The 13,046-nt window shown below is 53.8% G+C and carries 12 protein-coding genes; 3 read left to right on the top strand and 9 right to left on the bottom strand.

Annotation, left to right across the window (positions count from 1 at the left end):
• Positions 1-449: 449 nt before the first annotated feature.
• From VH413_05590 to VH413_05615, 6 genes are all read right to left on the bottom strand, one after another.
• Positions 450-1,493 (bottom strand): carbohydrate kinase family protein, encoded by a 1,044-nt coding sequence (locus tag VH413_05590; protein HEX3798156.1) that lies wholly within the window; start codon positions 1,491-1,493, stop codon positions 450-452.
• Between the two features lie 294 nt (positions 1,494-1,787).
• On the bottom strand, positions 1,788-3,908 hold the full coding sequence (locus VH413_05595) for an immunoglobulin domain-containing protein (protein HEX3798157.1): 2,121 nt from the start codon (positions 3,906-3,908) through the stop codon (positions 1,788-1,790).
• Positions 3,909-4,236: 328 nt separating this feature from the next.
• Entirely contained in the window at positions 4,237-4,824 is a 588-nt protein-coding gene (locus tag VH413_05600) for a TIGR00730 family Rossman fold protein (GenBank protein HEX3798158.1), read from the bottom strand.
• Positions 4,821-5,549: a hypothetical protein gene (locus tag VH413_05605; protein HEX3798159.1), complete on the bottom strand. Its 729-nt coding sequence runs from the start codon at positions 5,547-5,549 to the stop codon at positions 4,821-4,823. The genes VH413_05600 and VH413_05605 overlap by 4 nt, the downstream gene beginning before the upstream one ends.
• Positions 5,550-5,555: 6 nt before the next feature.
• A complete protein-coding gene (locus tag VH413_05610; GenBank protein ID HEX3798160.1) occupies positions 5,556-6,164 on the bottom strand; it encodes a hypothetical protein in 609 nt (202 codons plus the stop codon).
• Between the two features lie 108 nt (positions 6,165-6,272).
• Positions 6,273-6,512: a hypothetical protein gene (locus VH413_05615; protein HEX3798161.1), complete on the bottom strand. Its 240-nt coding sequence runs from the start codon at positions 6,510-6,512 to the stop codon at positions 6,273-6,275.
• 288 nt (positions 6,513-6,800) lie between these two features.
• Here VH413_05615 and VH413_05620 point away from each other — a divergent pair, with 288 nt between their 5' ends.
• Entirely contained in the window at positions 6,801-8,039 is a 1,239-nt protein-coding gene (locus VH413_05620) for a PQQ-binding-like beta-propeller repeat protein (protein HEX3798162.1), read from the top strand.
• Between the two features lie 151 nt (positions 8,040-8,190).
• Positions 8,191-8,670 carry a hypothetical protein gene (locus VH413_05625; protein ID HEX3798163.1) on the top strand — a complete coding sequence of 160 codons (480 nt, stop codon included), beginning with the start codon at positions 8,191-8,193 and terminating at the stop codon, positions 8,668-8,670.
• A gap of 446 nt (positions 8,671-9,116) precedes the next feature.
• On the opposite strand, the gene VH413_05630 is transcribed toward VH413_05625, so the two are convergent.
• The 3 genes from VH413_05630 to VH413_05640 form a co-directional block, all read right to left on the bottom strand.
• The gene (locus VH413_05630) at positions 9,117-9,569 is read right to left on the bottom strand and encodes a R3H domain-containing nucleic acid-binding protein (GenBank protein HEX3798164.1); all 453 of its coding nucleotides are present in this window, start codon (positions 9,567-9,569) and stop codon (positions 9,117-9,119) included.
• Between the two features lie 91 nt (positions 9,570-9,660).
• Positions 9,661-10,458: a class I SAM-dependent methyltransferase gene (locus tag VH413_05635; protein HEX3798165.1), complete on the bottom strand. Its 798-nt coding sequence runs from the start codon at positions 10,456-10,458 to the stop codon at positions 9,661-9,663.
• Positions 10,459-10,621: 163 nt separating this feature from the next.
• Positions 10,622-11,272, bottom strand: coding sequence for a hypothetical protein (locus VH413_05640; GenBank protein ID HEX3798166.1), 651 nt, complete (start codon positions 11,270-11,272; stop codon positions 10,622-10,624).
• Between the two features lie 373 nt (positions 11,273-11,645).
• Between VH413_05640 and VH413_05645 the strand changes: the two genes are divergently transcribed.
• Positions 11,646-13,046: SIR2 family protein (locus tag VH413_05645; protein ID HEX3798167.1), on the top strand; the 1,401-nt coding region annotated here is incomplete at its 3' end.

Raw genomic sequence — 13,046 nt, forward strand, 5'->3', positions numbered from 1 at the left:
GCGGGCGCAAATGAGAACAGAAAAAATTTCTTTAAACTGCGAACACGATAGTCTGCATGAAAAAATTGGCATGGGTCGGCGAGGCTTATAACAAAACGAATGATTTTGCAGATGCACAAAAATTTATGCGCGATTGGAAGTAGCTGGTTTTCAATAATGTGCGAAACGAAAACTCCTTGGACACATTCCGCAAATTTTCTGCGGAATTATTTGGTTTGCAGCCTGAGCTTGCGGAGAGCAAAAGTGAAAGTGAGGAAGTAAATCGTACGGCAATGCTGACAGCGTGTCAGATAGATACTGACACCACGCGGGCCAACGGCGGATAATCTGAATCACAGAGGCCGACACATGCCAAATCCGAATCGGAAAATGTCCCCGCGCTAAAAGGCTTTAACGAGACACGGACAATGCAGGACGAGACAGTAGGGAGAGATAATCTGACGAAAAATTTATTCCACCGGTTCGAGCCGCGGGCGAAAGCCATATTTTTTCCCAAGCGCGAGACATGAGTTCAATGATTTCACGCCTTCAGTGCAGGTGGCATGCGAGAGTGAGGCGGCGGCCACGCACACGGCGGTCTTGAGGCAGCGCGGGATGTCCCAGCCTTCGTGCAAGCCGAACAGAACGCCGGAGCAAAAGGCATCGCCCGCGCCAGCCGTGCCCGCGATGCATTTGGCGGGCAGCTTCAAGGACGATTGCCAAAAATCCTCGCCATTGCGGGTGCGCGCGAAACCGCCTTCGGGAAAATGCACGACTACAATTTCGCGCACGCCGCATTGCAGCAATGCGCCGGTTGCGTGGCGGAGCGCGGTGGTGTCCAGGCGGCCGTCGGGCAGGCGAATTTGAAAACCGGTGGTCTTGCCGGCCTCGATTTCATTGAGGATGCAATAGTCCACATGCTTCAGTGCGGGGCGGACGATTTGTGCGAAGCGGCTGCTGTCCTCACTGACGGCATCCACGCAGGTCTTGAGACCGGCGGCTTGCGCGGCGGCGAGCAGGCGCGCGGCGCGGGTGCCGAAAATTTTGTCGGGCTGGTCGAGCGCGTCGAGCAACAGCAAATAGCCAAGGTGAAAAATCTTCGCGCGGGATTTTTTGAAATTGAGATCGGCGCCGTCCCAAAGCGCATTCGCGCCACGCGCGTGAAAAAAGGTGCGATGACCACCGGTGGCTTCGGTCATGACATCGGTGTAGGAAGTCGGCGCGCGCGGAGTGACGCGAAGCTGGCGCGTGTCAATTTTGTGGCGGCGGCAATCGGCAAGAATCTCGCGGCCAAGGGTATCGTTGCCAACCAACCCGGCGGCGGCGAGCGGAAAGGAAACGCCGAGGCGCGCGAGATCGCGGAGGACATTGTAGGGCGCGCCACCGGTTCCCTGGGATTGAGAACGGATATTGGCAAGTTGTTCGCGCCGCGGATAGACGTCAATGATCTTGACCTGGTCCATGATCCAGTTGCCGCCGGCAAGAAAACCAGCGCGGGCGGAGGTAGATTTCATGGCGACAGGGTATCGGGTTCGCGCAAGGCGGCAATATTTTTGGGGGTTTCAATTCGCGTCCTGATGGGCCGCGGGTCTGCGACCCGCAGCAACTTCCACGAAGATTGCCGATTACGATTTGACGATCAGTTGAAAATCACCAAGGCTGCTGGTCCTGGATGCAATACAACCATAGGCTGAGCCGTTAGCGGCTTGACCCTATTCACCTTGCTGCGGGTCGCAGACCCGCGGTCCGTGGGAAAGAAAAAGGGACGGCTCGCGCCGTCCCTTTGCGGTTGATAATTTTAAATGCGGTTACTTCACGAGACGGAAGTATTGCTGCGTGCCGGTGGTGGCGTTCGTGTACGGACTGGTCACGGAGAGCGGCGCAGACCAAGGGCCGGTCGCGGCGGGCGCGGATTCGAGTTGGAACGCCGAGTCGGACCAACTGAGAACGATGTTCGTGCCGCTGGACTGGATGGCGAGCGGGATAGGGACGGAGCCGGCAGCATCGCCGAGCACGGTCATCATATCAATACGCACGGTTCCGCCGCCGGTGCCGGGGCCGTAAGTTGAGGTAGAAGTGGTCGCGACATAATTATTATTCGTCGTGCCGATGGCGGTGCTTTCAAATTCAGCGACGATGCGGAAGGCGAAGTTGGGATTATTCGCCACGCCGGGTTTCGACGACAGATCGCTCGAAGCGTAATTGTATTGCACGAGCGTTTGGCGGATGACATCGCCGTCAATGAAATCCGTGCCGTTGGTGCTGTACTGTAAACGCATGTAGGAACTGGCGGTGGCACTGTGACGCTCCTGCCAGGCGAGGAAAATATCCTGGTAGCCGACGGTGCTGGTGTTGAATTGGAAGCCGACCATTTTATTGCTGGTGCCTTGCGGAGGATAATTCTCGAGTTCCCACGCGAAGTTGCCGGTGCCGAGATTCGGATCGGCGAACGAACCGTTTGCGAATGTGTAATTAGTGATCGTCGGGCCGCCGACGGTGGAACCTGTGCCGGTGCCGACGGCGGCGAGCGGAGCAGTGGGCGTGTAATCGCCGGTGTCGTCAAAATCCCAGCGCGTGATGACGGTGGAAGGCGTGACGGGCACGGTCGCGGTGGCGACGAGGCTGGTGGTGACGCCAAACATGTTCGAGACGACGACGTAATAATTTCCGGAGTTCGCGGCGGAATTGGTCACGAAGATGGGAATGGAATTTGTATTCAAGAAACTGTTGGTGACGACGTCGAGGATGACATTGGTTCCGTGATACCAAGTCAATTCAAAGGGCGATGTGCCGATCATGGTGGCGAAGAATTCATCGAGGTCACCGGTAAGGTTGGTATTGTCCGACGGTTGGGCGGAGATGAAAGGGTCAACGACGACGAGCGTGGCTGAGGCGCTGTTCGTCGCGGTCGTCAAAGAATTTCCCGCGACCGCGAAGTAAGTGGCGGATTCATAGCCAAGGAGGCCGCTGATCGTGAGACTCGGACCACTCGAACCTGAAATTTGCGCGCCGTCGCCGCTGGGAGAGCCGCCGTCAAAGAGTTGATTAGTGACGCCATCCTTGACTTGGAACCATTGGTTCATGATGGGACTGGTTCCGGATTCGCCGACCGTGAAAGTGACGGAAGAGCCTGCACCATTGGTCGAACTTACGGGCTGGCTGGTGATGACCACGGGATTGACGGTGACGGCAACCGCCGAATATTGGAGATTAAAATTGTCTATGCCGAAGGTAGGACGGCTGCCGCTGCCGCTGATGGTGTTGGTGTCCGTAACAAAACGAATCCAAACGGGGCCGGGCTGGTTGTCGAGCACATTGGAAAATGTGATGGTTTTGTGCATGGCGCCAAAGACGCCGCCCGAGGTCGTGCTGAGAACCAAAAAGTTGGTGACCTGGACAAAGCTGTTGGGTGTATCACCAAAACCATATTCAATCGCCCAAAGCATTGTGCGGCCCTGCGGACTCAGATTCAAACAATCCACATCCAGCACGAAGTTGCCCAGACCGATGGTGTCATGGATTTCGACGGCCATAGCCACGCCCAGACTGCTTCCACTGCCATCTCCGAAAGCCGCCGTTTCGCGGACGCCCAAGGCGCGATTGACCGCGGCTTTTTGAATTGCGGTGCTTTCCGTGCCGGTAAAGGTGGTTCCATTCCCGTCCGTGGTGGAAGCATAGTTGGCAAACGCACCCGTAGTGGCAGACCAGCTTGTGGCGGAATTCGTGAAGGGCGGCGCCAAGTCGCCTAAAGAGGTGGGGGAAATGTCACCTTTATAAATGCTCCAATTAGCTGGCAATCCATTTGCGAGATCATCGAAGTCCTCGAAATAATTCGTTCCGGTGAGGGTGACTTGGGCGAAGGCCGGGTGCAGGGCGAGCAGCAGGAAAGCGGCAAGCAGACTGATTTGTTTGGTGAGGCTGGTTTTCATGGCGTGGATTTTGGTTTTTCAGGAAGGGAACGAATCCGGCTGCGCAGAAGCTTCAATAGACTACGAGAAACAAATCTCCTTGCGACTTGCCAACTTCTTTATGCGGTTACAACCAGAGTCATTCACTTGTCAGAACGTAATCGTGCTATCCTGACATCACTAAAATAAATGACAAGCAGTTAGTCGGATTATTTTGGGAAAAAAGGTCGAGTCCGAATTTTTTGATACGTGTGCATAAGATATGTTTTTAGATTTATTATGGATTGCGCCTTTTATTTTGGGAGCGCGGTTAAAGGCCGTAAAGGAATTGCAGGCAACTTAGCTACGCTTACGTTTCATTGCGGTCGAGCCACTTATGAGTGTGCAAGGGCCGGGCGTTGGCGAGCAGGTCGAGAAGCTGGATGGGATTGGCGGAAGTATGGATTAATTCACGATGCGCCGGACGGATGAAACCGGCGGCGACGGAGTGATCGAGGAACGCGAGGAAAGAATCGTAATAACCGCGAACATTGAGAAGGCCGTGTGGTTTTTGATGAATGCCCAGTTGCGCCCAGGTGAGGACTTCGCAAAATTCGTCAAGCGTGCCGTAGCCACCGGGCATGGCGATAAAGGCATCGGACAGGTCCACCATCAAAGCCTTGCGTTCGTGCATGGATTTGACGACGCGCAGGTCGGTGAGACCGCCGTGCGCCACTTCCATTTTGACGAGCGCCTCGGGAATGACGCCGATGACTTCGCCGCCGGCCGCGAGCACCGAATCCGCGATGACTCCCATGAGCCCGACGCGTCCACCACCGTAAACGAGCCCGAGACCGCGATGGGTGAGCGTGGTTCCGAGTTCGCGCGCGGCGTCCGCGTAGTCGGAATGGCTGCCGCTATTGGAGCCGCAATACACACAGATGCGTTTGAGCGTCATGGTTTTTTGGCTGGCGGTGGCGCTGGCGGTGAAAACAGTTGTATCCAGGTTTGCGGATTGCCGCTTTGCATGAGGCTGGCGTTGCTCTTGAGCAGTGCGACGATGAGGTCGGCGGAAAAATCCTGTTCGGTTTTCACGTTGGTGAAGATCTGATGCTCGACGTTGAATTTAAGTTCGTCCACTTTGCCAGGCTGCGTCATGTGGAGATACGTAGCCCGACCGATGGAGATGTTGAGCGTGTCAATGCCGCCGAAACGAACGTCGTGCCACGCGGGGGCGGTTGGATGGTTCGGATGCGAAGGAGGCGCGGGCGCTGCGGGAGTGGTGGTGGACGCGGCGAAAAATTTCAACAGCGCTTCAAAATTGCGGCGGCCTTGTTTGTCTTCGACGAGGTTGACGCGCGCGAGATTGAAACGCAGCAGCGTGCAGTGAAGTTTGCGCGAGCGAAGGGCGTCGGGATCGTACTCCACGTGCAGTTCCGGCAATTCGATAAAGGGCGAGCCGCCGAACTGCGCCCGATTATAGAGCACCAAATTTTCAATGGTAAGTTCGGGATGCAGAAGGCCGACGGTGACGTGGCCAACTTTGGTTTCGAGGCCGGTATCGTTGCGCAGTTGATACTCGACGAATTCGCGGGCCATCGTGTCCAGCAGCAAAATCGCGGCGATCAACAAAACGATCAGCACGAGGAAGAGCCGAAACGCCCAACGAAACAGGGTCTTCATGCGAAGTTAAAGCTCGATGTCCTCGGGCTGCACGGCGAGGCACTCGTCCTGGTCTTCCCAGACGGCGGCGGGATAATATTCGAGGAGCTTGGGCATGAGCTGGCGGCCGGCGAAGCCGAGGAGGATTTCCGCTTCCTCCGCGGCGTCTTCGTAAGCCTGATCGTAATTGCCGGCGGACTTGCGCTGGCGGTCGTCCCAATGCGCAACGGCGTGGACGGGGGCGTACTTCGCGGCCCAGTCGGAAAGTTCGTCGCGCAAAGGCTGGGGAATTTCCTCGAAGGGCACGAGGGTTTCGTTGCAATGCTGGCAGAGCAAACCGGATTCGCGGACATCGCGCGTGAGCAAAAGCAACGTCGGCGCGCGGCAGCAGGGAGCTTCGGAGTAACTCGCGGGCGGCGTGGCGAGGCGCTTGAGCCAGACCTGGCGCTGATGGGCGAGTTGCGCGGCGAGCCGGTACGCGCCGAGGAGCGGATGGGAAAGACGCCAGACGCGTCCTTCAAGCTGGCCGAGAGTCTGCGCCAGCCAGCGCGCGAGCGTGAGGTCGTCGAAATCCACGAACGCCTGGCTGTATTCCTGCCAGAGGGCGTCCAGTCGCGACTCGGGGTTGAAAGACATGGCCCAGTTTGGCCCGTTTGAAAGAGTTTGTCTAGTTATCTGGATGGTGGAAATTTTTTTGCCACGGATGGAACACGGACGGGACACGGATGGAAATGAAAAGGATTTTTAGGTTTCGGCCTGGGTGTATTCGCTCACGATTTTTTTGACGAGAGCATCGGGGCCTTCGATATCCACGGACCATTCGTCGCGGGTGACACAGAGTTGTTCGCTGCCGATGGTGAATGGGTAGAGGTCGCAACCGGTGAACCAGCCTTTGTCGCCGGGTTGCGCGCCGAGGCGTCGGAGTATGTCGCGAAGCCGGGCGACGGCAGCGGCATCGTTGGCGGTGCAGATGTCAGCGTGCATGGAGGTAATAAAATTAACCGAGCGGACTCAATGAGCCACGCGAAGCGCGCGATGTCAACTTGTCCTGACGGAACGCGGGTCTGCGACCCGCAGCAAGGTTCATACGGTCAAGCCGCCTGCGGCTCAGCCCGTATTGTATAAAAAACATTCAAAACTAGCCGCTGGTTACTTTTCAAAATAATTGCCAAATCGTAAGCGGCAATCTTGGCGGGAGTTGCTGCGGGTCGCAGACTCGCGGTCCGTGGGGAGGCGGTTGACACTTGCCTGCGCTTGCAGTACTTCTGCGTCATGAATTTGAGGCTGATCGGAATGGTTTTCGCGGTGGGGATGGGAATTTCGTTGAGCGTTCCCGTTGCGCGGGCGGAGGATTGGAATCGCTGGCGCGGGCCGGATGCGAATGGGATTTCCAAGGAGACCGGCTGGTCGGCGAACTGGCCGGATGAAGGTCCGACGCGTTTGTGGAAAACCTCGGTGGGCACGGGATTTTCCTCGATGTCGGTGAGCGTGGGCCGCGTTTATACGATGGGCAATGACGGCGACAAGACGGACACGATTTATTGTTTCGATGCCGCCAGCGGCGCGCCGATCTGGAAGCATTCCTATCAGTGCATTCTCGAGCCGAAATATTATGAGGGCGGACCCAGTTGCACACCGACGGTCGAAGATGGGCGCGTCTATACGCTCAGCCGGCAGGGGGATTTATTTTGTCTCGACGCGGCGACGGGCAAGGTAATCTGGAATAAAAATGTGCATGCGGATTACGGCGCGGAAATTCCGACGTGGGGATTTGCCGGTTCGCCGCTGGTCGAAGGGGATGTTTTGATTTTGGACGCGGGCAGCGCGGGGATGGGGTTGAACAAGAAAACCGGCGAGATGGTCTGGCATTCGGGCACGACGGTTCCGGGATATTCCTCACCGCATATATTCATGGATAAGGGCGAGCGCGTAGTGGTGATCGCGGCGTCGGCCACGGCGGAGGCATTCAAACCGGCGGATGGAAAAACGGTGTGGAGTTATCCGTGGAAAACGCTCTACGACATCAACGCCGCCGACCCGATTATTTTTGACCAGAAAATGTTCATCACGTCGGGCTGCGACCACGGCTGCGCGCTGGTGGACATCAGCAACGACAAACCCACGACGATTTGGCAAAACAAAAACATGCGTTCGCACATCACGAATCCGGTGTTGTGGCAGGGATATATTTATGGCGTAGACGACGTGTCGAGCAGCGTGATCGTTTTGAAATGTCTCGATTGGAAAACCGGGGAGGTGAAATGGGAGGAGCCAACTTTTGGCAAGGGCGAGTTGATGATTGCCGATGGAAAAATCATTGGCCTGAGCGACAAGGGCGAGTTGATGGTGGCGGAGGCTTCGCCGGTGGCGTTCAAGCCGATTTCGCGCGCGCAGGTGCTGGGCGGGAAATGCTGGACGATGCCGGTGTTGGCCAACGGGCGGATTTATTGTCGCAATGCGAAGGGCGATTTGGTTTGCCTGGACGTGCGGAAGGGCGCGGCGAAGTTGTAAGTGGGTTGGGAGAAAGCTTTCGCGTTGCGGGAAAAAGTTAAACCTGATTACCGCTATTTCGCGGAGGCGAGGATGCTGGCGGCGTTGGAATTTGCCTGCATCTTTACAACAGGTGCTTTCGCACTCATATTCCCGTAACCAACAACGAGTCATGATAAAAAAACTTCATCGGAAAAGCAAAGTATCGAGCCGGAAACATTTTTTTCGGTTTCATTCGCTGTCGCTCGTCACGCTGGGGATTTTGATTTTCTGGATCGTGGGTTATTGCAAATCCGATCCGAACAAACATTTGGGTTCGTTTTTTGGAAATGCGATTGCGGATTGGAGCGGCTCGCTGGTGATCATCGTGGCGACGAAATATTTTTTGGAGCGGGGTTCGGAGGAGAGCCGGCCGGCACGCGGGCATTTGAAGAACCGGATACGCGATTTTATCCACGGCCATTCGTTGAGCATTTTTTTGGTGATTACGGGAATCGGGTGGTTGATCTTGTATGTGCGGATGGATGCGAATTCGCGCTGGGGCCAGGTGGTGGGAAATATCGTATCGGAGTGGGTGCAGACGCTGGGGCTGGTTTTGATGACGAAGTATATGCTGGAAAAAGGTTCGCGGGAGAGCAAGGAGTGTGAGTGAGGCATGGGCAGGTTAGAAAAATTTTTTAAATATTTTGAATCAAAATCCGCCGGGCGGTGTCTGTATTAGTAGGAACGAGCCGCGTAACGTAAGGGAAAATGGAGGTGGCTAATTCGGCAAGACCTCCGCGTATAACGCAATACCTCAATGCACATCCGCCAGCGGGCCTTGCTTGTACACGAAGGCCCACTTCTTTTTTTTAGGCAGAGCGGTCTTTTTAGTTTATGGCTTCGTTTCGGCTCAGTCGTGGGTCGCTGACCCACTCCTTCGCCGAAGCCTCGCCATAAATTAAAAATCCTCGCTCTGCGGCGCTGGATTGTTTCTCGTGATGCGCCAAGATGGAAATTTTACTGACGACGAAGCGAGCTATCACCGGCGCCAGGGTGCGAGCGAAAGTTTTTGTACGCGCAATTTTTGGCGCGCTAAAATTTTTCGGCGGGGGCGAGTCAGCGGTTGCGGGGACGGAAGAGGATGACTTTTTTATCAGTGCCTTCGACTTCGACGCTGTGGGTTTCGATGTCGGGGTCGTCTTTGATGGCGTTGTGGACGATGCGGCGGTCGAAGGCGCTCAAGGGTTCGAGTTCGACGACGTCACCCCAGCGGCGGACTTTTTCGGCGGCGTCTTTGGCTTTTTTGACGAGGGCATCGCGGGCTTGCGCGCGGTAGCCGCTCACGTCCACCATGACTTTGGGGCAGTTCGGGTCCTGCTGGAAGAGGAGGCGGTTGGTGATGTATTGGAGATCGGAGAGGGCCTGGCCCTGGCGGCCTATGAGGCGGCCGGAATCCTCGGTCTTCACGTCGAGGAAGGAGCCGTCTTCGAGCGCACTTTCCTCGACGGTGGCATCGAAGCCGAGGAGTTGCAAAAGTTTTTCGAGGGTGGCTTTGGGTTGCGCAGGCATAGTTTATTTTTGCCATTTTTGAATGGCGAACGTGGGGCCGTCAATTATTTCTTTTTTAAAGGGAAGCGGTTCGGTTTTCAGCAGCGGTATTTTAGCCGCGGAAGCCGGTGTCTTGCCAGACGTTGGCGGCGCCGGTTTTACCGGGGAGGGCGCGGAGGATGCGGTCGGTTTCCCAGCCGGGATGGCGCGAGGACATGGTGAGGACGGTTCCGTTGATGGCGACGATGGGTTGTTGGGCGGAGAAATATTTCATGGCTTCGTTCACGCCGCCCATGCCGTGGAAGTAGGCTTTGAAGTGGTAGTCGTGCCAGAAGATGACGCCTTGATCGGATAGTACCTGGAGGGCGACCATAGTATCGTTCATGACGGAGTGGTAGTCGTGGTTGGCGTCCACGAAGATGAAATCGTATTTTTCGCCGGGGGCGAATAGTTGCGGGGAGATTTGTCCGATTTTGCGGTCTATGCGTTTGGCGTAGGGGGTGTCGCGATAGGAGGCGCCGTGGTCGGGGTGGGCGTCAACGGTGCAGATGCGGACGTCGTCGGGGGTGTTTTCGGCGATGAGGCGGGCGGTATCGCCGCGGTAGCTGCCGAGTTCGAGGATGCGTTTGGAGTTGAAGCCGATGGCGGCTTTGATGAGGACGTAAACGTCTATGATGGGGGTGGACCAGGCGCCGACGGGGCAGCGGCGAAATTTGACTTCGGATTCGTCAAAGCGCGGGATGCAGGCGGCGGGGTCCACTTCGGGCAGGTAGTGGCGGTGCTTGAGGAGGGCGGTGAAAAAGCCGTCGAGGCTGGGCCGGCGACCGGAGGCGTGCCAAAGGAAACGCATGACGGATTCCTTGAGGGAGGATTTCGGGTGGGGCGGGATGGTGAAACTGGATTGGGTCATGGTCTGGTTCGATCAAAGATTGGCGACGGCGGCGTTGGCGCGCATCGCACGATGAGAGCAAAAACGCGGGTGGTTCACAATCTTTATCGTTTGGATGGGGTGGGGAAGTTTTCAGTTTCAAGTTTTCAGTTTTCAGTGGGGAAAATTGGCGTGGCCTTTGGGTTCATTGGAAGCCACATTCGATTTGGATGGGCGATTGAGCGGGGTTTTCACCTTTAAAAATAATTGAATGGTCGGCGGTTTCCACGGGAGCTGTGGGGATGGGGCCGGCGGTTTTCATTTCCTGGGCGGTGAGATATTTTGCGGTGAAGGAGACGTTCAACCCTTTATCTTTGCTAAAAAAGGAGAGCAGGTAATTCATGTCCAGGTCTTCCCAGTTCCTGATGGTGACGTTTTGGGAGACATTACAGTTTGCGGAGTTGAGTTTTACTCCATCAATGGCTTCAGCGCCTTTTCCCCACATGTTGATCGCCCACCGATGGTCTGCGGTTCTCCGAATCCACCACATAAAGCCGGTGCCGGTGGAATCGCTCTTAGGATCTCCCGCGCGGCAATAGAATCCAGTGCCGGAACTGTTTTGGCCGGGAAGTTCCTTGAAATTGGTCATGAATTCCGGGATCAAAGGGACTTTGAAACTTTGTTTGAGGTCTCCGTCCTGATCACCTTTGCCGTTTCTCGTGCTGTATAAATACCGCTCGATTTCGAATACCAGAAATCCTTTGGGTTCGGCAGGTGTGATTGAGTTGGTGGTGGGCGGTTGCGCGAAGCACGCGGTTGAGGTGAGAAAGAGAAGGCAGAGGGATTTGAGGAGCATGGTTAAAGGGTTACACCACGGGTTTTGGAAAGTTGCGTGCAGATTTTATGCTGAGGGCATCGGTCTTCGCCGTGAAAGCAATTCATGTAATCTGTGCGTGTAAATACTTCCTGCACGTGGTTTCCGGACTCGCCCTGTGATCTATGCTCATTTTGAGCTTAGCGATAACTTAGGATGCTTAATGTCACAGTGCTGCTGCAAAAATCACTGTTGGCAGAACGTCATAAATTATGATACCATGTCAGGAATTCAATATCAATACTCGTGGGAAACCTTTATCTTGTGAATCTATACCTAATTAACTGATAAACTATTTACCATCATTAAAATATTTTACGTGTTACTTAAACACTGGTTTTCAGTATATAATGAAATGAAAGCAATAGAATTGGAAAAAAGACTTGGAAAGAAAAAACACAAAACCGTTTCTGAGCTAAAGCAGATTATTTCCACTCGTGCGGATCAAAACCCAAACTTCTGCCTTTTCTTGGGGGCTGGCGCATCTCGCAATAGCGGCATTAGAACGGCGGGTGAAATGGTGGAAGAGTGGAGGAAAATAATTTATGAGGATTTAAAAGGAGATTCTAGTGAACATCCGATTGATCAAATGAAACAATGGCTGCGGGAAAACGCATCCGACTGGTACGACGAAAACCGTGAATATTCCAGCCTAATCGAAAGAAATTACCCCCTTCCAACAAATCGAAGGAAATTTATTGAAAGAGAGGTAGCTGAAAAGACTCCATCTATTGGCTACGCGTATTTAGTTAGGATAACTGAAGCCGGCCAATTAAAGACCATTTTTACAACTAATTTCGACGATTTATTAAATGAGGCTTTCTATCAATTTTCATCTGAGAGGGCCCTCGTTTGTGCGCATGATTCCTCTGTTCATACAATCAGCATAACGTCTCGACGCACAAAAATTATTAAATTGCACGGAGACTATTTGTTTGATGGGTTAAAAAACACCTCCGATGAAACTAAAAATTTGGAGGAAAACATGAAAGAAAAGCTCAAAGAATTTCTAAAAGAATATGGGCTTATTATTGCGGGATATTCTGGATCGGATAAATCAATAACACGGACCATCGAGGAAATGTCCCATAGCCCGCTCTTCCTAAAAAACGGCCTATTTTGGTGTTTTAGAGACGAGGATGAAATAACTCAAGAAGCGTTTTCAATTCTCGAAAGACCAAATTCATTTTATGTTTTGACTCCCGGATTTGATGAACTAATGGCAGATCTGTATACGATGCTTTCTACCGACGCGACTCCTTTCAATGCGAAATTAGCATCCGATAGGGCAGCGCACATAATCGAAACTTATCTTCAAAACAGTCAGCTAAAAATAACGACGTCTCGAACAATAAAGAAGCATCTCGAAATTCTAGAAGCAGATAAAAATGCTTCACTTCTATCAGATTTAATGAAGGCATTAAACACTGAAAAAATCGCTTCGGCGGGCCTCACAGATAAAAATTTGCTTGTTTATTTAGAAATTGAGCGAGCCCTTAAGGACAGAAATCCGGAGCTTGCTCTAAGCAAGCTAAGTGAGGAACTCGCCAAAACAGACGATAAAAAATTTAAGGAAATCCTATTGCATCGAAGATTTCTTTGCTCTGCCCGGTTAAACAAGTTTCGTGAGGCCAAAGACGCGATCAAGCAAATTCTAGATCTCGAGCCGGAAAATGTTTATGTTTCTTTGAGTGAATGTTCGTTGATGGAAGACCGCAAGGATAATTGGGTTGATTATAAACATGCCGAGCCTATG

Source organism: Verrucomicrobiia bacterium, from assembly GCA_036268055.1.
In the GTDB taxonomy this organism is placed as follows: Bacteria; Verrucomicrobiota; Verrucomicrobiia; order Limisphaerales; family Pedosphaeraceae; genus DATAUW01.